Source organism: Nonomuraea jabiensis, assembly GCF_014204795.1.
In the GTDB taxonomy this organism is placed as follows: domain Bacteria; phylum Actinomycetota; class Actinomycetes; order Streptosporangiales; family Streptosporangiaceae; genus Nonomuraea; species Nonomuraea jabiensis.
Genome location: NZ_JACHMB010000001.1, coordinates 3,084,127 through 3,104,221 on the forward strand (window position 1 = coordinate 3,084,127; position 20,095 = coordinate 3,104,221).

Sequence of the window (20,095 nt, forward strand, 5' to 3'; positions counted from 1 at the left end):
GATCATCGCCATCCGGCACCGTTTCGACCGCCGAAGCAAGTCTGTATCCGCCACCGTGACATGAGTAGCATCGCTGCTCGCTATTGGCCGAAGCTCGAGAGGACGAGTTACTAATGGGCACGCGCCTGGTCATCGAACGACTTGATCGGGTACCCGTGACCGTGACGATGGTCCCCGGATTGTCCATGTTCGCGCTGATCTCCGATGCGCTCGGGGGACGGGACAGGGGCACCCCCGAACGATGGCGGCAACTGGTGCGCTCCGCCGCGGTGACACCTGACGAAATGGTGGTGGATTCGCTCGCGGCACCCGGCCACAACATATTTCCCGATGTCGCGTTCCCCGGAGACTTCAGCCGGGACCTGGACGTTGCCACGCAGCTCGAAATGCTTCGCGATCAGCCGCCCGACGCATTACGAATAGAGCTGGACGCCATTACCGACGGGCGACCGCCGCCCCACTGGCAGCCCGCGATGAAGGATCCCCGCCGTTGGCTGCAGGGGTTCGCCGACCTGATCGAGCAGGCGTGGTCCGCCATGCATCCGGAATGGCAGCAGACCCGCGCGCTGTTCGATCGCGAAGTCGAGCGGATCGCCGTGGCCGGCGCCCGAGGAGCACTCGATGTCGTGCTCAATGACCTGCACGCCGACTGCACCTTCCGCGAGGGCGCGTTGAGCGTGCCCGACTACGGTCCCGACGAGTTCTCCATCGGGTCCAGGGGCCTGGTGCTGATACCCATGCTCGCCGGGCCGAAGGCGCTCATCGTCCGCCTCGACGGCCCGGACGCCGTGTGGCTCGGCTACTCCCCGCCGCACCTGACGGCGCCCAGGCCGAAGGACACCGAGGAGCAGCTCCAGTTCCTCTTCGGCGACGCGCGGGCGACCATCCTGGCCAGCGTCGACCAGCCGATGTCGATGGGCGTTCTGGCCAGGCGCATCAAATGTCACCCCAGCGTGATCACCTACCACTGCAAGCGCCTCGAATCGGCGGGGCTGGTCACCCGGCGGCGCGACGGCAGGGAGATCTACGTCCACCTGACCAAGCGCGGCACGGCCCTGCTCGATCTCTTCACCTCCTGACCTCGGCATCGACGCGTCCACGCCAGGCTGCGGCGCCTCGGACGAATTCCGCATAAATGCAAGGGTGCCGTCACGATCCGACATGGCGCCGTGTGTCGCATCAGCCGCCTCTGTCCGCCGGGCCATGGTGGTCGAGTTCGGGCGAGCGGGTCTCAACCCCCGTCTCCACCACCGGTCCGCCGAGCCGCGCGTGGCCCTGAAAGGTCCGTACGCCACCGCGTGCGCGTCCACGAACGAGAAGGCTTGCATCACACGCATGACCAAGAGGGACCGAATCCGAGAAGCGGGCGGAAAGCCTCGGAGGCTGGCGCTCAGCGTGCCACAGATCGTGGGAAGCACGATGGCCGCGGTCACGGCGGCGGTCGCGGCGTCGTACCTGGGCGTCGCCGGCACGGTGATCGGCGCCGCCGTGATGAGCTTCGCCAGCACGGTGGCCACCGACGTTTACACGCACTATCTCAGGCGCACCGGCGACAAGGTCAGGCAGCACACCGCGAGCGCGTGGCACGAGCGGACGGCCGAGGCGGGTGACGGCGCGCCGCGGCGGTCCGCGCAGGTCGTGGCCTCGGCCGGGGCACTGCTGAAGGCGTTGCCGTGGGCCAAGCTGGGTGCGGCGGCCGCGCTGGTGTTCTGCGTCAGCATGGGCGGCATCCTGACCTACCAGGTGATCGTTGATCAGACGGTGGCCGACCAGGTGACCGGCAAATCCCGTAAACGGGCCGAACCCCGCAAACCATCCTCCAAGAAGAGCAGGCACACACCGGCGCCGTATCGGGAGCCTGCCACCTCGACGCCGGCAGGCGCCTCTCCGTCCTCCATCCCGTCCACGTCACCCGCCACCCGCACCCCCACGCCGGCACCCACCCTGACGCCGAAGCCGACGCAGAGCGTGCCGGAGCCGTCCGAGCCTTCCCCTCCCGAAGGGACTCCCGACGTGACCAGGCAGTCACCGGCGCCGGGCCAGGGTGGGCCCTCGGCCACGCCGCCGGGCACGGTGCACGTGGAGCTCTTCTGAACGTGGCGGGAGACCGGCCGTCGGGGCTCAGACATGCAGGGTGGGCCGGTAGATGAGCTCCTGGGTGTGGCCGTCGAGCGTCCGGCTCTCGATCAGCTCGAGGTCGAAGTCGGCTGCCCCCTGGAAGATCGGGTCCACTCCGGTCTGACCGGAGATCACGGGGAAGATCGTCACCTGGACGCGGTCGACCAGACCGGCGGCCATCAGCGCCCGGTTCATCGACAGGCTGCCGTGCGAGCGCAACGGCACCTCCGACTCCTCCTTGAGCCGGGCGACGACGTCGACGGCGTCGCCTCTCACGAGGGTCGCGTCCGGCCAGTTGAAGGGTCCTTCGAGGGTCGTCGACACCACGGTTGTCGGCAGGTTCCGCATCCGGGTGTTCACCGGGTCGCTCACCTGGTTCGGAGCCAGCACCTGCACGAACTGCCGGAAGGTGTTGGCCCCGAGGACCATGCGCTGCTCCTCGCCGTACAAGGCGAGGCGGCGGTCGAGAAACTCGGGACCTTGCTTGCCCCAGTAGCCGCCCCAGTCGCCGCTGCTGTTGTAGGAGCCGAAGCCGTCCAGGGTGGTGAAGATGTCGAAGGTGTAGACAGCGGTCATGATGCTCTCCTTGAACGTTTGATTGACGACATCACCTAAGGGAGATCAACGCGGCCAGGTGATGCAGCGAGTTGATGAGGTGCTCGCGGCCGAAGGAGCGCCCGTCGCGTCTGCAGGAAGGTTCGTTCGGTGTCGTTGGTGGCCAGGGCGATGGCCTCGTCGTAGGCGGCGCGGGCATCGGCGGTACGGCCGAGGCGGGCGAGCAGTCCGCGCGGGCGGCGGGCAGCAGGTGGTAGCCGGGCAGGTCCAGCTCGTCGATGGCGGCCAGCGCCTGCGCCGGACCGTGCACCTCGGCGACGGCGACCGCGCGGTTGAGCGTGACGATCGGGGTCGGGGTGTGCTGCAGCAGTTGGTCGTAGAGCGCCAGCACCTGCGTCCAGTCGGTCGCCGGCCCGTCGGTGTGCACGGCGTTGATCGCGGCCTGCAACTGGTACGGTCCCGGCTGGTTACGGCGCAGGCACCGCCGTACCAGCTCGTGTCCTTCGGCGATCAGCTCCCGGTTCCACAGCCGCCGGTCCTGCTCGGCGAGCACCACCAGTTCACCCGAAGGCCCCACCCGCGCGGGGCGCCGGGCTTCGGTGAGCAGGAGCAGCGCCAGCAGCCCGATCACCTCCGGCTCGTCGGGCATCAGCTCGGCGAGCGCCCTGGCCAGGCGGATCGCCTCCAGGCACAGGTCCGTGCGCAGCAGCGGCCCGGAGGTCGCGCTGTATCCCTCGTTGAACACCAGGTAGAGCACGGTGAGCACCGAGGTCAGCCGGTCGGGGAGTTCGGCGGCGGCGGGCACCCGGTAGGGGATGCCGGCGTCGCGGATCTTCTTCTTCGCGCGGACGATCCGCTGGGCGACGGTCGCCTCCGGCACCACGCAGGCCCGCGCGATCTCCGCCACCTCCAGCCCGCCGAGCAGGCGAAGGGTGAGCGCGGTCTGCGCGAGCGGCGACAGCGCCGGGTGGCAGCACGTGAAGATCATGCGGAGCTGGTCGTCGCGCACCGGTCCCACCTCCTGTGGCTCGTCGGGTTGCTGCAGCAGCAGCGCCTGCGCGTGGCGGGCCTCGCGGGTGGACTCCCGGCGCAGGCGGTCGATCGCCCGGTTGCGGGCGGTGGTCACGATCCACGCGCCGGGATTGGGCGGCGGCGTCTCGTCCCACTTCTGGACGGCCACCGCGAACGCGTCCTGTACGGCGGGCGCACCTCGATCGGGGCCCCGCAGGTCAGCGCGCACTTCTCGGCCCAGGCCAGCGCCTGGTCCAGATCGTCGCACCGGATCACCCAGAACCCGCCGAGCTGCTCCTTCGTCTCGGCGAACGGGCCGTCGGTCATCGTGGTCGTGCCGTTGCCGGGACGGACGACCGTGGTGGAGTGCGAGGGCAGCAGACCGCCGACGAACACCCACGAACCGGCGGACTGCATCTCGGCGGTGACCTTGGCCGTCCGGGCCTGCTGCTCCTGCATCTCCTCTTCGGACAGCGACGGCGCGCTCTCGTCGAACTGGACGGCGAGCAGGTACTTCTTCATGACGGACTCCTTGGAAAGGGATCAGGCGGACAGGCGGCGGGCGATGACCGGGATCACGATGGCGGCGGCGACCACGTGCGTCAACATCAGCAGCGCGCCGCCGACGACGAGGCTGATGCCGGCGAACTCACCCGCCCTGGCAACGGCCGCGGTCGCCGCGACGGCAGCGGCGGTCAGACCGCCGGTGATCAGTGGTTCGGCGGGAGCGGTGGTGGTGACGGACATCGTGGACCTCCGGTGAGTGGCGACCGGCCCGTTGCCCGGTCTCTCACCTTGGCTACGAACGCGCTCGACGCCAATCGACACCCGCACAGAAAAATCCGGATCTCGAATCCTTCGGCGGGTGTGGCGCCTCTCATATGCGTTCCGTCATCGACGAATGAGAGGTTGTCGTGATCGTTGCTGTGGGCGTCGCCGTCGCCGTCGTACTCATCTGCACCTGTAGCGTGGTCGTGCTGCGGCGGAGGAGGCGTGCGCGTGGCTGAGACGAGGGCCTGGCCGGACGAGGCGGTGATCGCGGCGGCCCGGGACGGCGACGCCGAGTCGATCGCCGCGCTGGTGTCGGGCGCGCACCCGCACGTGCGGCGCTTCGCCCGCCACCTGTGCGCCACGCCGGAGGACGCCGAGGACGCGGCGCAGGAGGCGTTGATCGTCCTCTACCGCAAGATCGGTACGCTGCGGGCCACCGGCGCTCTGGTGTCGTGGATGTTCCGGATCATCCGCAACGAATGCGTACGCCGGGCCAGGCTGGCCCTGCGGCCACCGCCTCCCCTCCACGGTGCCGTCATGCGGTCCGCCGAAGAGGAGGTGTTCCAGCGGCTGGAGGCGGCGCGGGTGGCGGCGGCCATCGCGGCGCTGCCCGCCGACCAGCGGCAGGTGCTGATCATGCGGGACGTCCAGGGCCTCAGCGGCCGGATGACCGCCGACGCGCTGGGCCTGACGGTGGCGGCGATGAAGTCGCGCCTGCACCGCGCCCGCGCGGCCGTGCAGCACCGGCTGGGCGAGGGGGCGTGCGATGAGTGACGGGCACGAGTTCGCCAGCGCGTCGCTGCCGCGGCACCTGGCGCGTGGCGTGGTGGGGTTCGGGGCACTGATCGGCTCGTTCGCGCTGATCCCGGTGATCGGGCCGGTCAGCCTGGTGCTGGCGCCGGTGGCGCTGCTGGCCTTCCGCGGGTGCCCGACGTGCTGGCTGATCGGGCTGGCGCAGACGATCTCGAGGGGACGGTTGCGGCGGTCGTGTACGGACGGCGTGTGCGAGCTGCACGTCGCCAAGAGGACGTAGCCCCCGGAAGGGGAGGGCGGGCCATGGCCATGGTCCGGAGGCGTTCGGGGCCAGTATGGCGGCGGCCTCGTTCGACGAGGCGGACTGGGCCGCGGTGCGGTCGCACGACACCGTCGGCTACCTGCTGTCCGCGCCGACCGGGGCCGCTGGCTCGCCCCGGCCGATCGAGCGGACGAGGTGCTGGCCGATCGGGCGGCCGAGGGCACGGACGAGGCCCTGGCCGACGTACTGGTCAGCGCCTGGGTGAAGCGGCCGATCCACGACGGTCAGGTGCTCTACAGCTGCGGCATGCACCTGCTCGGCGCCCCCGAGGTGGAGATCGAGGTCGGTGCTGCGCACCGGCCCGTGCGACCGCTACGACGAGGACGATCTGTTCTTCAACCGTACGGATACGTCCGGCTGACTCACGGCTAGCCGGCCGCGGTCCTCAATTCCGCCGGACGGCGCTCTCGCTGAGCCCAGCGGACGGCGAAGGGGGCCGCCAGGCCCGTGAGGGCGAACAGCCCTCCGACGACGTACCAGCCGGGACGGCCCCAGGTGACGCAGAGCGCGATGAGCAACGCCGGGCCGAGCCCTTCGGCCAGTCCGGCGCCCAGCCCGAACACCCCCAGATACTGCCCCGTGGCGTGCTCCGGCGCGAGGGCGAAGGAGACCTCGAAGCCCGCCGCCGAATGCCACAGCTCGCCGATCGTATGGATCACCACCGCGATCACCAGGAACGTCGCCGCCCCCCATGCGGGTAACCCGGCGGACAACGGGATCAGCGAGCAGGAGACGAGGAAGGCGCCGCCCGCCCGGCGGTAGGCACCGCCGCCGGCCGCCGGGGAGTCGACGCCGCGGCTGGCCCGTACCTGGAGCGCGACCACCATGACGGTGCTGATCAGCATGGTGCCCGAGACCAGCCAGCGCGGCGCGGCGGTGAATCCGACCAGCCAGAGGGGGATGGCCACGGTGAGCACCTTGAACTGGACGGCCATGATGCCGTCGAGCGCGGTGAGCAGCAGGTAGGGACGGTCCCGCAGGGCGATCCAGCGGGGCCCGTGGACGGCCGGTCCGGGCGCGACCGGCGGCAGGCAGATCAGGATCGCGGCGGAGGCGGCGAAGGCGAGGGCGTTGCCGGCCACGAGGAGCCGGTAGGCCATGAAGGTGTCGGCCTGGACGGCCCAGCCGGCCAGCAGGGCGCCGAAGGAGACGCCGACGTTGGTGACGGCGCGGAGGTAGGCGCGGAACTCCTGGGGCCGGTCGCCGCCGTAGTGTCTGATGAGCGGACTGCGTGCCGCCAGTCCGGCCGCCTTCGCCCCGGTGGCCGCGCACACGGCGAGGAGGAACGGCCAGAAGCTGTCGGCCAGCACGAAAGCGGCCGTGGCCAGCGCCTGGACGACCAACGTGATCGTGTAGACGCCGCGTGCGCCGTGTCGGTCCGCGAGGTGGCCGACGGCGATGCCCAGGGCCAGCGAGGCGATTCCGGCGATGCCGAGCCCCAGGCCCACCTGGCTCGCCGGGAGGTGCACCCCTTCGGTGAAGTACAGCACTCCGGCGGTCAGGTAGAGGCCGCTGCCGAGGGTGTAGACGAAGTTGGAGGCGGCGAGGACGCGCTGCGGCCCGGCTTCCGGCACCAGATGGGGCATTGACGACGCTCCGGTCACTTATTGCGATAGATTCGCAATAGCAAGGTAAGCGCAAATATCCGGAACGTCTATGGTGTCAGCCGATGGCCAGGCGGAAGCGGTCGCCGAGGCCGGTGAGGCGTTCGACGGGCTCGTTGGCGAACACGAGCCGCAGATAGTGCCCACCGCTGGGACCCCAGCCGTCCATGGGGGTGGCCGCGACCTTCGCCCGGTCGAACAGGCGCCGGGACAGCTCGGCAGGGGTCAGCCCCAGGGGCCTGGTGTCCAGGAGGAGCGACCACCCGCCGTGCGGCCGGACGACCGGGTACGCGGCGAGCTGGTTCAGGATCGTCTCGCAGCGCCGCTGCCATTCGGCGGTGGCGGCGGCGACGTCGGCATCGGCGTCGGGCGCGTCCAGCGCGGTGGCCACGGCGTCCTGTGCCAGGCCGACCTGGCAGACGACGTTGGTCAGGCCGACCAGGCGGATGTCGGCGACGATGTCGGCGGGGCCGGTCACCCAGCCGACGCGCCAGCCGATGAGCCGCAGCTCCTTGGAGGCCGAACCGACGGTGATGGTCCGCCGTGCCAGGCCCTCGTGGGCCGCCGGGTGGCTGGGAGGGCGGCCGTCGAAGCGGATGCGTTCCATGGCCGCGTCGTAGATCAGCCAGGCGTCGTGGCGTTCGCAGGCGTCGGCGAGGGCGGACCAGTGGCGCTCGTCCAGGACGAGGCCGGTCGGCATCGCCGGCCCCATCATCAGGACCGCCGCCGTGCCGGGTCCGACGGCGCCGGCGAGCCGTTCGGCGTCGACGGTCCAGCCGCCTGCGGTGGGCTGCGCGGGGACGAAGCGGGGGACGCCGCCCGCGAGCCGGACGCGGTTGACCAGGCCGGCGTAGACGGGGTCGCACAGCACGACCTCCTGCCCTGGCTCCACGGTGGCCAGCAGCGTGTTGAGGACGCCGTTGAGCCCGCCGGCCACGCTGACGCACTCGGTGTCGGCGTCGTAGACGTGCCCGGAGACGCGCCCGACGTGCGCCGCGGCGGCCGCGCGAAGCGAGCGGCGCCCCTGGAACGGCAGATAGCTGTTGGCCGAGTCGTCGTCGACGGCGGCGCGCGTGGCGGCGAGGGCGACGGCGGGCGGCCGCAGGTCGGTGTCCAGGTTCTCCAGCCGCAAGAACTCCGGGTCGCCCACGGCGTCGGCCGCGTCGCCGACGGCGTCCACGCCGATGCCAGGGATCTCGCGCAGCCGCGTCACCGTCATGTCGCCTCCAAAACCATTTTATTGGTACGTCCATACCACTATGCTGATACGCATGGATCTCGCGCAAGTGGTGGGGACGAACGTGCACCGGCTGCGTACGGCGGCCGGGATATCGCTGGCCGACCTGGCGTCCGCCGGCGGCATCAGCAAGACCACGCTGCACGGCATCGAGCAGGGCCAGGGCAACCCCACCCTGAGCACCCTGTGGGCCCTGGCCACCGCGCTGAAGGCGTCCCTCGGCGAGCTGCTGGAGTCGCCCGCCTCGACCGTCGAGGTGGTGCGCGCCGATGACCGGCGGCCGCGGGTCGAGGGCGACGCGGTCAGCGCGCGTCTTCTCCACCGCATCAGGCTGCGCGGCACCGTGGAGGTCTATGACATCGCCATCGCCGGGAGCACCCAGCACTCCGACGCCCACCTGTCCGGCGTCGAGGAGTGCCTCGTGCTCACCCACGGACGGGTCACCACCGGACCCGCCGATTCCCCCACCGACCTGGCAGAGGGCGATTCCATCCGGTTCGACGCCGCCCGCCCGCACCTGTACCGGGGCCACGCCGCGCACAATCGCGCCGTGCTACTCATGGTCCACCCGGAGAGCTGACCAGAGGGGAGAAAGAGCTCATGACCGTCCCCGACGTGTCCGAGCTGCGCGAAGGCTCACGCAGGCGGGCCGCCGACCGGCCCCAGGGCCCCGCACAGGCCGGTGTGGAGGACCTGCACGGGCCGGGCGGGCTGCCGCTGCGCCACTACCGGCCCTCCGAACAGGCCCGGCCGCTGATGGTGTTCGCCCATGGCGGCGCGTTCGTCATCGGCGACCTGGACACCCATGACCGCACCTGCCGGCGCATCGCCCACGCCTGCGACGTCGAGGTGCTGGCCGTCGACTACCGGCGCGCGCCCGAGCACCCGTACCCGGCGGCCGTCGACGACGTGACCGCGGTGCTGCGCTGGGCCCGCCCGGCCGCGGTGGCCGGCGACAGTGCCGGCGGCTACCTGGCCACCATGGCCTGCCTGCGGCTGCGGGACGCCGGCGAGCCGGTGCCCGGCCTGCAGATCCTGATCTGCCCCAACACCGACCTGACACTCTCCCAGCCGAGCATCGTCGGCAAGGGCTCCGGTCACTCGCTGGACGCCGGCTTCCTCGCCTGGGCGATCGAGCTGTGGACGCCCGATCCCGCCGACCGCGTGCCCGCCAGCCCGCTGCTGGCGGCAGACCTGTCCGGAATGCCGGACGCCCTCATCGTGACCGCCGAACACGACGCCCTGCGCGACGAGGGCGACGCCTACGCCCGCCGGCTGGCGCAGGCCGGCGTCCACGTGACGCACCGGCAGGAGCCCGGCCTGGAGCACGGCTTCATCCAGAACATGGACCTGACCTCCGCGCAGGCGGCCGCCGCGCACGAGCGGCTGTTCGAGGACATCAGGACCCTGACACGCCGGAGCCGGTGATCAGGGGGCAGATCTTCCGGTACGGCAGGCCGGGCAGATACTCCTGCCACTCCGCGCGCGTCAGCGAGCGCCCGGCCCGGGCGCAGACGGCCGCGGCCGTGCGCTCCGGATCGACGGAGACCGCGCGCAGCACGCCCGCCTCGTCGATGGTACGGAGCACCGCGCCACCGGATCCGAACGCCGCCGCCATCAATGGCTCGTCCGCCCCGGCGGCCGACGACCCGAGCTTGCGAGGCGTGATGGGGTCCCGTTGTCCCTCGTCGATCATCCGGCGGCGCCATGGCCGGGGAAGAGGCCCTGAAGGAGCGTGTAGCCCGGCATGCGTTCGGCCGGACGCACGCCCACGGTGAACATCTCCGGCTCGTCGAACACCGGCTCGCCGTTCGGGCGGCGCGCGTACGGGACGCGCCCGTAGTCCACGCCGTCGTTCTGATCGAAGCTCATCCAGGTGATCGCCTCCTGCTCCCCGTCGAGCAGCGGGAGGTTCGAGACGGCTCGGCTGAAGACCTTGTCCGGTGTGATCACCCACACCTGGGGGACCGCGAAGATCCATCGCGTCGCGGCGATCTCCTGCGCCTTGGCGGCGGCTCGGTTCTCGAAGTCGGCCGCCGACTGCTGATCGCGAAGGTAGTCGTAGTCGCTGAGCACGAGCCGGCGTTCGCCCTGGAGCGCGACGATGGCGGGGCAGTCGCGAGCGAGGATGTTCTTCTCCAGCCGGGCGATCACGTCGAAGAGCAACGTGGCCGTCTCGTCGTTCATCGCGTCCTCCGAACTTCGCAGCTCCCCACAGATCCTGTCATGTGGCTCCGGTGGCGGGCTCAGCGGAGAACGTCGCCGCCCTGTCCTCGCGGACGGGTCTCCGGCGCGTCCTTCGAGCCGGTGAGCAGCGAACGGGTGCGGGCCGGCGCCCATGGAGGCAGGTCGGCGAGGACCTCGGCGAGCGAGACCCCGGCCAGGCTGCCTCGCCACGCCCGATGCGCCTCGGCCATCTTCACGGCGAGGACGCAGGCCTGCCGGCACTCCTCGGCCGGCAGCGCGCCACGGCCCTGCCGGCGGATCTCGCGGCATTCGTACGGGGCGGAGGCGCCGTCCACCGCCTCCACGATCTGCAGCAGCGTGATCTGCGCGGGCTCGCGCGCCAGCCGGAACCCGCCGCGCGGCCCCGTCGTCGCCGACAGCACGCCCGCCTTGACGAGCGACTGGAGCTGCTTGGCGAGGTAGGGCGCGGGCAGGTCGTAGTAGTCCGCCAGCTGGGCGGCCGATGCGGTGGCCCCCGGTTCGAGCTGCGCCAGCGAGGTGGCGCAGTGCAACAGCCATTCGGTGCTCACGGGCAGCTTCACGATCGGCAGCATATCGCGGATATTGCGGACCTGTTTAGTCCGAGATATGGTCATGGCTGATCGTGGACAAGGAGTGATGATCATCATGCGGATCGCCGTCGCCGGCGCTACCGGCAACATTGGTTCCCTGACCGTGGCCGCCCTCGAACGGGACGGGCACGACGTCGTGCGCATCAGCCGTTCGCTCGGCGTGGACCTGCTGAGCGGTGACGGGCTCGACGACGCCCTCGCCGGAGTCGAGGCCGTCGTCGACGTCACCAACGGGCCGGCGGGGGACCGGGCCGAGACGGTGGCCTACTTCGCGACCGCCACCCGCAACCTGCTCGCCGCCGAGGAGCGGGCCGGCGTACGCCATCACGTGCTGCTGTCGATCGCCGGGGTGGGCCGCATCGACGGCAACGCGCACTACGCCGGCAAGCGGGAGCAGGAACGCCTGGTGGCCGAGGGGCCGGTGCCGTGGACGGTCGTACCGGCCACGCAGTTCCACGACTTCGCCGAGATGGTGGCCGGCTGGACCGAGCAGGACGGCGTGGCCACGGTCGCCCCGCTGCTCGTGCAGCCGATCGCGCCCGCGGACGTGGCCGCCGTCCTGGCCGAGATCGCGGCGGGCGAGCCGCGGGGGCGCTACGTCGACGTGGCGGGGCCCGAGCCGCAGGACCTCGTCGACATGGCCCGGCGCACGCATCAGGCGCGCGGCCGGGAGGTCAAGCTCGTGCCGACGTGGTCGGGGCTGTTCGGCCCGGAGATGGCCGGCAATGTGCTGCTGCCGGGCGAGCACGCCCGCATCGCGCCGACCACGTTCGACGACTGGCTCCAGGAACAGAAGTGACCACCCGAGGTCGTGCGAGCCGGGTCAGGGCTGGACGGCGCTCCTGGCCCGGTGCATCGGGAGCATGTCGAAGACGCTGATCACGCGCGTGATCCTGCCGTTCTCGACGGTGAAGTAGTCGATGCCGCGGAAGTCCTTCAGCAGCGGGGTGTCGGTGGTGTACACGGTCGCCGCGTTCGTGTCGTCGCCCAGGACGTCGATGACGGTGGCGCCGATCAGCGAGGTCGCGAACGGTTCGAGGAATCCGCGGTAGCCCTCCACCCCCTCGAAGGTGCCGGTCGGGGCCTCGCACACGACGTCGTCGGCGAGCAGGCTCAGGGCCTTGTCGATGTCCTTGCTCGTCCACGCGCGGACGAAGTCCTCGGCGATCTGCTGGGCGAGCCCGTTCGTTGCGGTCACAGCACGGTTCCTTTCGGGGACGTTCGGCGCCGCCCCCCGTGGGCGGCCCGTCTACCTGCATCTTCACGGGGATATATGTCAGGTGGCGTCATATACGTTTGAGGACGTGAGATCCGAGCGCCTGCTGTCGATCATGCTGCTGCTGCAGACCCACGGGCAGCTGCCCGCGGGTGACCTGGCCGAGCGGCTGGAGGTGTCGGTCCGCACCGTCATGCGCGACGTCGAGGCGCTGTCGTCGGCGGGCGTGCCCGTCTACACCGTGCGCGGTCCCCACGGCGGCATCGCCCTGCTGCCCGGCTACCGCACCAACGTCACCGGCATGACCGCCGACGAGGCCCGCGCCCTGTTCGTGCTGCTGTCCGGCCACGCCCACACCGAGCTGGGCCTGGGACAGGCCCTCGGCTCCGCGCTGCGCAAGCTGATGGCCGCCCTGCCCGCCCCCCACCGGCCCGACGCCGACCTCGCCAGCCGCCGCATCCTCATCGACCCCGTGCGCTGGCGCGGCGGGCCGGCGCGCCCCGCCGTCGACCTGGCCGTGCTCCAGCAGGCCGTCTTCGACGACCGGCGGCTGCGCCTGCGCTACCGGCACGGCCGCGACAACCGCGTCCGCTCCTACACTCTCGATCCGTACGGCCTGGTCAACAAGGCCGGCGTCTGGTACCTGGTCGCCGACCACCGCGGCGAGCCCGCGCTCTTCCGCGCCGACCGGGCCCTGTCAGCCGGCATCCTCGACGAGCCCGTACGCCGCCGGGACGGCCTCGAACTCGCCGACGTCTGGGACGGCCTGCGCCGCCACATCGACGACATCCCCGCCCCGCTGCCCGTCACGGTCAGCGTCCACCGCGACATCCTCGGCAGGTTCCTGCGCATCCACGAAGCCGATCTGGCCGGTCCCGCGCCCGCGATCGACGGGCAGCCGGAGCGGGTGCGCGTCCAGCTGCACTTCCGCTCCCTGGGCGCGGCAGAAGTGCTCCTGGCCTTCGGCACGGACGCCGAAGTCCTCGCCCCGGCCGAGCTCCGCCGGGCCCTGGCCCGAAAAGCGGCCGAAGCCGCCGCCTGCTACGACGGCACGTAGCGGTGGAAGCCGCTGGTACGCCAGACCGTTCCCGACGAGGTCACCGCGAACGCCTCCAGCTCGTCCTGCTCCTCCACCCACCCCCGCGCCGCCGAGCCCATCGCGAACGCGGCGGTGGCGTAGGCGTCCACGGTGGTCAGGTCGTACCCGACGAGGGTGAGCGAGGCCAGCGCGGTGGCGGGGGCGCCGGTGTGCGGGTCCACGATGTGGTGGCCGCGTTCGGCGGTGCCGGAGGTGGCGACCGCCAGGCCGGTCCCCGAGACGACGGCGGCCAGCGCCCGGGGCGCAGCGGGTGGGCGACGCCCACCCGCCAGGGGGTTCCGGCGCTGCGCCGAGGCGGACGTGCCGGATGAGCGAGCTGGTCGCCGACCTGCTGCTGCTCGCCCGGCTGGACGCGGGACGAGGCGGACCTCACGGTCACCGACGGCGGGCCCGGCATCCCGCCGGACATGCGGGAGGAGATCTTCGAGCGCTTCTCCCGCGTGGACAAGGGGCGATCGCGCGCCTCCGGCGGGACGGGGCTCGGCCTGGCGATCGTCAAGGCGGTGGTCGCCGCGCACGGCGGCACGATCGGCGTCGAAACCCACCCCGGCCGCACCGCCTTCCACATCCGCCTGCCCGACGCGAGAGCCTGATACCTCGATGGAAAATGCCGGGCACGCGACCAGAGTGATGGCCTACCGTGCCGCGAATGGAGGATCTGCTTCCCCAGGCAGTGCTGGACGCGGTGCTGGGCCGGCCGGGTGGCTCGCTCGTGTCGTGCCGGAACGAATCGATCACCGGTAGCTCAGGGGCCGCCACCGATGGCGTGACCAGGCTCTCGGGCCAGGCGCGGGTCGGCCGCGATCAGGTTTCCTTCACCGCGATCCGCAAATCCTGCCGGCCGCTGACCACCGGACGCCACGCCGCCGGCGCCGCCGACCCCCGGCACTGGGCCAACTGGCGGCGCGAGCTTCTCGCCTATGCCAGCGGGCTGCTGCCGAAGGGACCTGGCCTGGTCGCTCCCCGCTGCTACGGCGTCATCGGCGACACCGTCTATCTCGCCGACGCCGGCGCCACACCGGAAGCCCCGCCCGTGGCCGCACACCGGCTCGGCCGCTGGCAGGCCGGCGTCACCGTGCCCGACGTACCGTGGCTGTCCGGCCACCAGCTCGCCCAGCGGATCGCCGTCAGCGACCTGGACTGGACCGGCATGGACGTGCCCCCGAGCATCCCGGCGTTGTGGGACGAACGCCACGAACTGCTGAGGCGGCTCGACCAGGTGCCGCGAGTGCTCGTGCACGGTGACTTCTCCCACGGCAACCTCGTCGCCGCCGGCGACGGAGCCGACACGGTGGCGCTGGACTGGGCGACGTTCGGGGTGGGCCCGGTGGGCGCCGATCTCGCATCCCTGGCGCTGACCACGCTCGGGCGCTATCTCCCCGACTACCTCGACGGGCTGGCCGGCCGCTTCGACGCCGCCGATGTCGAGCTGGGCTACCGGGCGACGCTCGCGCTGACCGGAGCCGGTCGCATCCACTGGATGCTGTCGCGCGGGATGAAGCCTCCCGCCGGCTACCTCGACTTCGTCGCCGCCGAGGCCACCTCACGCCTATACCGGTAGAACCGTTGAGGCGACGAGAAAGCCGGGCAGACGGCTTCCAACAGGCCTCAATTATGTGACCCGCTCTCCACAACGCGTCGCTCCCTGGCGTCGATGTAGTCGCGGAGGGACTGGCGGGAGCGGGCGAGCGTGTCGATGTGCTCGTCCAGGCCGTGCAGCCGGGCCCGCAGGGTGTCCAGGAGTTCGGGGTAGGGCTCCAGGTCGGATGCCGCGCCGGTGGCGCAGGGGAGCAGGTACGCGATCTCCTGGGTCGACAGCCCGGCTTCGAGCAGCCTGCGGATCTGGGTGACGGTCAGTACGGCGTCGTCGCCGTACTCGCGGTAGCCGTTGCTGCCGCGCGCGGGTTCGAGCAGGCCCTGGGCCTCGTAGTAACGCAGCTGATGCGTGTGGACTCCGGTCTGCCGGCTCAGCTCCCCGATCAGCGCGCTCTTTCCCCCTTGACCTTCATATCGGTATGAACGTTGAGGATTCTGCCATGAGCACCAACAACGCCAACCACACTCCCGTAACGGTCATCGGCCTCGGGCTGATGGGCCAGGCGCTGGCCGGATCGTTCCTGCGCGAGGGGCATCCCACGACCGTGTGGAACCGTACGGCGGCCAAGGCCGACCAGCTGGTGGCCCAGGGCGCGACGCTCGCCGGCTCGGTCGGCGAGGCCGTCGCGGCCAGCCCGCTCGTGGTCGTCTGCGTCACCGACTACGACGCCGTGCACGGGCTGCTCGATCCGCTGGGCGCGGTTCTCGACGGCCGGGTCCTGGTCAACCTGGGCTCGGGTACGTCGCAGGGCGCCCGTGAGACCGCCGAGTGGGCGGCGCGGCAGGGCGGCGCCTACCTCGACGGCGCGATCATGGCCGTCCCCGCCGAGATCGGGGCGGACGCCGTCATCACCTACAGCGGGCCGCGGTCGGCCTTCGAGCTGTACGAGCCCGCGCTGAGGAGCCTCGGTTCGGGAACGACGTACCTTGGCGACGACCACACCCTGTCGGCGCTGCACGAGATGGCCGTGCTGAGCCTGATGTGGAACGTCCTGAACGGATTCCTGCAGGGTGCCGCCCTGCTCGGCGCGGCGGGGGTGCGGGCCGGAGCGTTCGCCCCGCTCGCGGGCAAGGGGATCGAGATCGTGAACGGCTGGCTGGCGGACTACGCCGAGCAGGTCGACAATGGCGCGTACCCGGCCCTGGACTCCACGATCGACACCCACCTGGCCGCGATGGACCACCTCATCCACGAAAGCGAGTCGCTCGGTGTCAGCGCCGAGCTCCCGAGGTTCATCAAGGCCCTGACCGACCGGGCCGTGGCCGACGGGCGCGGTGGCGACGGCTACGCGGCGATGGTCGAGCAGTTCCGCAAGCCGTCATGACCGCCACCCCGTTCGACCCGCGTACGCTGCTCGCGGAGAGCCGGCTGGGCGTCCTCGCGACGATCAAGTCGGACGGCCGCCCGCAGCTCTCCCCCGTCATGCCCTTCTACGACCGGGAGGCCGAGGTCGTCTACGTCTCGATGACCGAGGGCCGGGCCAAGACGGCGAACCTGCGCCGGGACCCGCGGGCCGCGCTGGAGGTCACCAGCCCCGACGGCTGGTCCTGGGCCACCGCCGAGGGCGCGGTGACGCTCACGGGGCCGGGCGCCGACCCCCACGGTCCCGAGGTGGAGGCGCTGGTGGACTACTACCGCCGCGCCGCGGGGGAGCATCCGGACTGGGCCGAGTACCGGTCGGTGATGGTGTCCGACCGCAGGGTGCTCATGACGATGCGGGTCGAGCACGTGTACGGCGAAAGAGTCCGCTGACGGTCGCTGCTCTGGTCCAGGCCCTGCCCCGGCCGAACCGCCCATGAGCTGCGAGGTCAATCAAAGTTGACGCCAGCGATCGCGTCAACCTAAGATGACGCTGTCCGGCTGATCCCGTCGCTCCCCTGCGAGGACCCATGAGCTCTCAGTCAGCAGTGCGCGAGGCCGTCGCGGTCGCGGTCGCCGCGAACCTGCCCGTCATCCTGTGGGGCGCCCCGGGCACCGGGAAGACCTCGTCGGTGCTCGCGCTCGGCGCGCGGCTCGGCCTGCCCGTCGAGGTCGTCGTCGGGTCGATCCGCGAGCCGAGCGACTTCTCCGGCCTGCCGGTCCTGCGGGACGGCGGCACCTGGTTCGCCCCGCCCCGGTGGGCCGAGCGGCTGGCCGAGGCGGGCCACGGGCTGCTGTTCCTCGACGAGCTGACCACCGCGCCGCCCGCCGTGCAGGCCGCCATGCTGCGGGTGGTGCTGGAGCGTACGGTCGGCGACCTCACGCTGCCCGACGAGGTGCGGATCGTGGCCGCGGCCAATCCCCCGGACCAGGCCGCCGACGGCTGGGACCTGTCCGCGCCGCTGGCCAACCGCCTGATCCACCTGCACTGGCAGGTCGAGGCGGCCGACATCGCCGAGGGCTTCGCCACCGGCTTCGCGGTGCCCGAGCCGGCGCCCGCGCCGGGCCCCGAAGCGGTCGCCCGGGCTCGCGCGCTGGTCGGCGCCTTCCTGCGGGTACGGCCCGAGCTGGTGCTCGCGGTGCCGGACGGCCCGGAACGGGCGGGCCGCGGCTGGCCGAGCCCGCGAAGCTGGGAGATGGCGGCCAGAGCGGTCGCCGCCTGCGAACGCGGCCCGGCGGCCCGGACCTCCGCGGCCTGCGAAGGCGGCATGGCCGCCCGGACCTCCGCCGCCTGTGAAGGCGGCATGGCCGACGGCGAGGTGCTCGCCGAGCTCGTGCTGGGTGCGGTCGGCGAGGCGGCCGGCTTCGAGCTGATCTCCTGGCTGCGCGACCTCGACCTGCCCGACCCCCAGACCCTGCTGACCGACCCGCACGCGCCGCTGCCCACCCGGGTCGACCGCCTGTACGCGGTGCTCGGCGCGGTCGTCTCCCACGTGCTGGCCGACGGCAGCCCACAGGCGTGGGAGCAGGCGTGGACCGTGGTGGCCAGGGTCGCCCGCACCGCGCCCGACGTCGCGGCCGGCGCGGCCAGGTCGCTGGCCAGGGGCCGGCCGGCCGGTGCGGCCCTGCCGCACACCATGCTCGAACTGGCGCCGATCCTGCGTTCGGCGGGTCTGCTGCGATGACCGAGGGGGCGGAGCTGATCGGGCAGGCGATGGCCCGGTTCGCGGCGGCCAGGCTGTGGGCCGCGCACCGGGCGCCGTACCTGGCCACCGCGGTGTTCGCGCTGAACCCGGTGGTGCTGGAGCCGTACCTGGACGACAGGACCGGGCGGCCGGTGCCGGACGCGGAGTTCCGCGCCTTCCCCGCCGACACCCGGTGGAACGTGCACGTGGACACCGGCACCGCGCTGGCCACCCCGGTCGAGGAGATCGGCTGGTGGCTGCTGCACCAGGTGGGCCACCTCGTACGGGCGCACGCCGAGCGCTCGCCCGCGGCCGAGCCGCACCGCTGGAACCAGGCGGCCGACGCGGAGATCAACGACGACCTCGAGGCCGAAGGGCTGCCCGGACCGGCCGGCGTGATCTCGCCCGCCGCGCTGGGCCTGCCGCCCAACCGCATGGCCGAGGAGTACGTACCGATGCTGGACGTGCTCGACGAGGCCGTCGGCAGGGGCGGCCGGGCGCTGTCGGAGGCCCTCGACTGCGGCAGCGCCGCGGACGGCGTCGGCCGCGCCTACGAGGGATCGGGCGGCGGGCTCGGTGACCTGGACCGGGAGCTGCTGGAGCGCTCCATCGCCGCCGGCATCCAGGACCGGATCGGCGCCCGCAGCGAGGTGCCGGCCGGCTGGCGGCGCTGGGCCGAGGAGCGCCTGCGCCCCAAGGTCGACTGGCGGGCGCGGCTCGGTGCGGTGATCCGGCGCGGGCTGAGCTCGGCGGCCGGCCGGGTCGACTTCAGTTACCGGCGGCCGTCACGGAGGGCGGGCGCCCATCCCGAGATCGTGGCCCCGGCCATGGTCAGGCCGGTGCCCGGCGTCGCGGTGGTCATCGACACCTCGGGCAGCGTCACAGAGCCGCGGCTCGATCAGCTGCTCACCGAGCTCACCGGCATCCTGGACGGCGTCGCCGGCCCGAACCGGCGGCTGCGCGTGATCTGCTGCGACGTGGCGGCTCATCCGGTGCAGGAGGTCCGGCGCGCCGCCGACGTACGGCTGGCCGGTGGCGGTGGCACCGACATGCGGGCCGGGCTGGCCGCCGCGACGGCGCTGCGCCCCCGGCCGGACGTGGTGATCGTGCTGACCGACGGGCAGACCCCCTGGCCGGAGCGCCGGGTCGCGGCCGACGTCGTGGTCTGCCTGATCGGCGAGGACGGGCACGCCCCGGAATGGGCGGCCGCTGTGCGCGTACCCAAGGAGGATCGATCATGATCGTGGCATTCCCCGACGACTCGGAGCCGCGTCCCGAGCCGCTGCACGCCTGGCAGGAGAGCGGCTTCACCGTCGCCGAGGCCCGCGGCTGGATCAAGGAGGGCTTCCGGCTCCCGCAGGCACGGCGGTGGCGCGAGTCGGGTGTCTGCGCAGCCGACCAGGCGCGGCAGTGGCGCACCGCGGGCGCGACGCCGTACACGGTGGACGTCTGCCTGCGGGCGGGCATGACACCACGGGACGCGGTGCGCTGGCGGGAGCTGGGGCACTCGCTGGAGGAAGCGGCGGATCGGCACCTGGCCGGTGAGAGCCCGCGACCGAGGCGGTGGCTGCACCGGCTGTTCGGCGGCGACCGGAGCCGGGCCGCCGCCGAGCCCGGCGCGATGCGGGAGCTGCTGCGGGCCGGTGTCGCGGCCTCGACGGCACGCGGGTTCGCCGACGCGGGCTGGGCCGGTCGCGACGCGGTGGAGTGGGCGCGGCGTGGCGTGGAGCCGACCGACGCCAAGATCTTCCGCGCGCTGGGCTTCTCCGCGGCCGAGGCGGCGAAGCTGGACGAGGACGCGGTCTCGGTGATGGTCGGGTGGTGGCGTGCCGGAGTGCCGTTCGACGAGGTCGCGGCCTGGCGGGGCGCGGGTTTCCGGCCCGGCGAGGCGGTCGCGCTGCGCGCGGACGGGACCGGCGTGGAGCAGGCGAAGATCCTGCGGGCCCTCACCGAAGGGGCAGAATGAGCCG

27 protein-coding genes and 1 pseudogene are annotated in these 20,095 nt (G+C 72.2%); 16 read left to right on the forward strand and 12 right to left on the reverse strand.

From position 1 onward, the window contains the following. The first annotated feature begins 83 nt into the window (after positions 1-83). A complete protein-coding gene (locus HD596_RS13580; RefSeq protein ID WP_185069595.1) occupies positions 84-1,079 on the forward strand; it encodes a MarR family transcriptional regulator in 996 nt (331 codons plus the stop codon). Positions 1,080-1,407: 328 nt separating this feature from the next. After that, positions 1,408-2,094 (forward strand): hypothetical protein, encoded by a 687-nt coding sequence (locus HD596_RS13585; RefSeq protein WP_185069596.1) that lies wholly within the window; start codon positions 1,408-1,410, stop codon positions 2,092-2,094. A 27-nt stretch (positions 2,095-2,121) separates the two neighbouring features. Here HD596_RS13585 and HD596_RS13590 read toward each other — a convergent pair whose 3' ends face one another. From HD596_RS13590 to HD596_RS13605, 4 genes are read right to left on the reverse strand one after another with little or no spacing between them, the layout of a single operon-like run. Further along, positions 2,122-2,694: a dihydrofolate reductase family protein gene (locus HD596_RS13590; RefSeq protein WP_185069597.1), complete on the reverse strand. Its 573-nt coding sequence runs from the start codon at positions 2,692-2,694 to the stop codon at positions 2,122-2,124. A gap of 31 nt (positions 2,695-2,725) precedes the next feature. Continuing rightward, positions 2,726-3,853, reverse strand: a complete 1,128-nt coding sequence (locus HD596_RS13595; RefSeq protein ID WP_185079460.1) for an RNA polymerase sigma factor — start codon at positions 3,851-3,853, stop codon at positions 2,726-2,728. Continuing rightward, positions 3,796-4,206 (reverse strand): YciI family protein, encoded by a 411-nt coding sequence (locus HD596_RS13600; RefSeq protein WP_185069598.1) that lies wholly within the window; start codon positions 4,204-4,206, stop codon positions 3,796-3,798. Before HD596_RS13600 ends, HD596_RS13595 begins: the two co-directional genes overlap by 58 nt. 21 nt (positions 4,207-4,227) lie before the next feature. Further along, positions 4,228-4,431 (reverse strand): hypothetical protein, encoded by a 204-nt coding sequence (locus HD596_RS13605; RefSeq protein WP_185069599.1) that lies wholly within the window; start codon positions 4,429-4,431, stop codon positions 4,228-4,230. A gap of 252 nt (positions 4,432-4,683) precedes the next feature. On the opposite strand from HD596_RS13605, the gene HD596_RS13610 reads away from it, so the two are divergent. The 3 genes from HD596_RS13610 (at position 4,684) to HD596_RS13620 (ending at position 5,902) form a co-directional block, all read left to right on the forward strand. Then, complete coding sequence (locus tag HD596_RS13610; RefSeq protein WP_185069600.1) at positions 4,684-5,229, forward strand: RNA polymerase sigma factor; 546 nt, start codon at positions 4,684-4,686, stop codon at positions 5,227-5,229. Beyond that, a complete protein-coding gene (locus tag HD596_RS13615; RefSeq protein WP_185069601.1) occupies positions 5,222-5,488 on the forward strand; it encodes a hypothetical protein in 267 nt (88 codons plus the stop codon). The genes HD596_RS13610 and HD596_RS13615 overlap by 8 nt, the downstream gene beginning before the upstream one ends. A gap of 177 nt (positions 5,489-5,665) precedes the next feature. Then, positions 5,666-5,902 carry a hypothetical protein gene (locus tag HD596_RS13620; RefSeq protein WP_185069602.1) on the forward strand — a complete coding sequence of 79 codons (237 nt, stop codon included), beginning with the start codon at positions 5,666-5,668 and terminating at the stop codon, positions 5,900-5,902. On the opposite strand, the gene HD596_RS13625 is transcribed toward HD596_RS13620, so the two are convergent. Continuing rightward, the gene (locus tag HD596_RS13625; RefSeq protein ID WP_185069603.1) at positions 5,899-7,116 is read right to left on the reverse strand and encodes an MFS transporter; all 1,218 of its coding nucleotides are present in this window, start codon (positions 7,114-7,116) and stop codon (positions 5,899-5,901) included. The genes HD596_RS13620 and HD596_RS13625 overlap by 4 nt on opposite strands. Before the next feature lie 76 nt (positions 7,117-7,192). Beyond that, positions 7,193-8,353, reverse strand: coding sequence for a pyridoxal phosphate-dependent aminotransferase (locus tag HD596_RS13630; protein WP_185069604.1), 1,161 nt, complete (start codon positions 8,351-8,353; stop codon positions 7,193-7,195). A gap of 52 nt (positions 8,354-8,405) precedes the next feature. On the opposite strand from HD596_RS13630, the gene HD596_RS13635 reads away from it, so the two are divergent. Together HD596_RS13635 and HD596_RS13640 are read left to right on the forward strand one after the other, a co-directional pair. Beyond that, positions 8,406-8,951, forward strand: coding sequence for a helix-turn-helix domain-containing protein (locus tag HD596_RS13635; RefSeq protein WP_185069605.1), 546 nt, complete (start codon positions 8,406-8,408; stop codon positions 8,949-8,951). A 20-nt stretch (positions 8,952-8,971) separates the two neighbouring features. After that, positions 8,972-9,799, forward strand: a complete 828-nt coding sequence (locus HD596_RS13640) for an alpha/beta hydrolase (protein ID WP_185069606.1) — start codon at positions 8,972-8,974, stop codon at positions 9,797-9,799. On the opposite strand, the gene HD596_RS13645 is transcribed toward HD596_RS13640, so the two are convergent. From HD596_RS13645 to HD596_RS13655, 3 genes are read right to left on the reverse strand one after another with little or no spacing between them, the layout of a single operon-like run. Then, complete coding sequence (locus tag HD596_RS13645) at positions 9,771-10,067, reverse strand: hypothetical protein (RefSeq protein WP_185069607.1); 297 nt, start codon at positions 10,065-10,067, stop codon at positions 9,771-9,773. The genes HD596_RS13640 and HD596_RS13645 overlap by 29 nt on opposite strands. Then, a complete protein-coding gene (locus HD596_RS13650) occupies positions 10,064-10,558 on the reverse strand; it encodes a hypothetical protein (RefSeq protein ID WP_185069608.1) in 495 nt (164 codons plus the stop codon). The genes HD596_RS13645 and HD596_RS13650 overlap by 4 nt, the downstream gene beginning before the upstream one ends. A gap of 59 nt (positions 10,559-10,617) precedes the next feature. Beyond that, the gene (locus tag HD596_RS13655) at positions 10,618-11,139 is read right to left on the reverse strand and encodes an RrF2 family transcriptional regulator (protein ID WP_185069609.1); all 522 of its coding nucleotides are present in this window, start codon (positions 11,137-11,139) and stop codon (positions 10,618-10,620) included. A gap of 85 nt (positions 11,140-11,224) precedes the next feature. On the opposite strand from HD596_RS13655, the gene HD596_RS13660 reads away from it, so the two are divergent. Next, positions 11,225-11,968: an SDR family oxidoreductase gene (locus HD596_RS13660; protein WP_185078461.1), complete on the forward strand. Its 744-nt coding sequence runs from the start codon at positions 11,225-11,227 to the stop codon at positions 11,966-11,968. Between the two features lie 24 nt (positions 11,969-11,992). Here HD596_RS13660 and HD596_RS13665 read toward each other — a convergent pair whose 3' ends face one another. Further along, positions 11,993-12,367, reverse strand: a complete 375-nt coding sequence (locus HD596_RS13665) for a nuclear transport factor 2 family protein (protein ID WP_185069610.1) — start codon at positions 12,365-12,367, stop codon at positions 11,993-11,995. 106 nt (positions 12,368-12,473) lie between these two features. On the opposite strand from HD596_RS13665, the gene HD596_RS13670 reads away from it, so the two are divergent. Then, a complete protein-coding gene (locus tag HD596_RS13670; RefSeq protein WP_185069611.1) occupies positions 12,474-13,442 on the forward strand; it encodes a helix-turn-helix transcriptional regulator in 969 nt (322 codons plus the stop codon). On the opposite strand, the gene HD596_RS60370 is transcribed toward HD596_RS13670, so the two are convergent. After that, positions 13,427-13,756 carry an FAD:protein FMN transferase gene (locus HD596_RS60370; protein WP_313047535.1) on the reverse strand — a complete coding sequence of 110 codons (330 nt, stop codon included), beginning with the start codon at positions 13,754-13,756 and terminating at the stop codon, positions 13,427-13,429. The genes HD596_RS13670 and HD596_RS60370 overlap by 16 nt on opposite strands. 93 nt (positions 13,757-13,849) lie before the next feature. Here HD596_RS60370 and HD596_RS13680 point away from each other — a divergent pair. Next, positions 13,850-14,077: pseudogene (locus HD596_RS13680) on the forward strand (sensor histidine kinase); the annotation flags it as partial. Between the two features lie 56 nt (positions 14,078-14,133). Next, a complete protein-coding gene (locus tag HD596_RS13685; protein ID WP_221519309.1) occupies positions 14,134-15,045 on the forward strand; it encodes a phosphotransferase family protein in 912 nt (303 codons plus the stop codon). A 47-nt stretch (positions 15,046-15,092) separates the two neighbouring features. Here HD596_RS13685 and HD596_RS13690 read toward each other — a convergent pair whose 3' ends face one another. Next, the gene (locus tag HD596_RS13690) at positions 15,093-15,467 is read right to left on the reverse strand and encodes a MerR family transcriptional regulator (RefSeq protein ID WP_185078464.1); all 375 of its coding nucleotides are present in this window, start codon (positions 15,465-15,467) and stop codon (positions 15,093-15,095) included. A gap of 53 nt (positions 15,468-15,520) precedes the next feature. Between HD596_RS13690 and HD596_RS13695 the strand changes: the two genes are divergently transcribed. The 5 genes from HD596_RS13695 to HD596_RS13715 all read left to right on the forward strand — a co-directional run bounded on the left by HD596_RS13695 (position 15,521) and on the right by HD596_RS13715 (position 20,091). After that, positions 15,521-16,405 (forward strand): NAD(P)-dependent oxidoreductase, encoded by an 885-nt coding sequence (locus HD596_RS13695; protein ID WP_185069612.1) that lies wholly within the window; start codon positions 15,521-15,523, stop codon positions 16,403-16,405. Next, entirely contained in the window at positions 16,402-16,833 is a 432-nt protein-coding gene (locus tag HD596_RS13700) for a PPOX class F420-dependent oxidoreductase (RefSeq protein ID WP_185069613.1), read from the forward strand. The genes HD596_RS13695 and HD596_RS13700 overlap by 4 nt, the downstream gene beginning before the upstream one ends. A 137-nt stretch (positions 16,834-16,970) precedes the next feature. Further along, positions 16,971-18,125, forward strand: a complete 1,155-nt coding sequence (locus HD596_RS13705) for an AAA family ATPase (RefSeq protein WP_185069614.1) — start codon at positions 16,971-16,973, stop codon at positions 18,123-18,125. Beyond that, positions 18,122-19,366: a vWA domain-containing protein gene (locus HD596_RS13710; protein ID WP_185069615.1), complete on the forward strand. Its 1,245-nt coding sequence runs from the start codon at positions 18,122-18,124 to the stop codon at positions 19,364-19,366. Before HD596_RS13705 ends, HD596_RS13710 begins: the two co-directional genes overlap by 4 nt. Continuing rightward, entirely contained in the window at positions 19,363-20,091 is a 729-nt protein-coding gene (locus HD596_RS13715; RefSeq protein WP_185069616.1) for a hypothetical protein, read from the forward strand. Before HD596_RS13710 ends, HD596_RS13715 begins: the two co-directional genes overlap by 4 nt. The last annotated feature ends 4 nt before the right edge of the window (positions 20,092-20,095 follow it).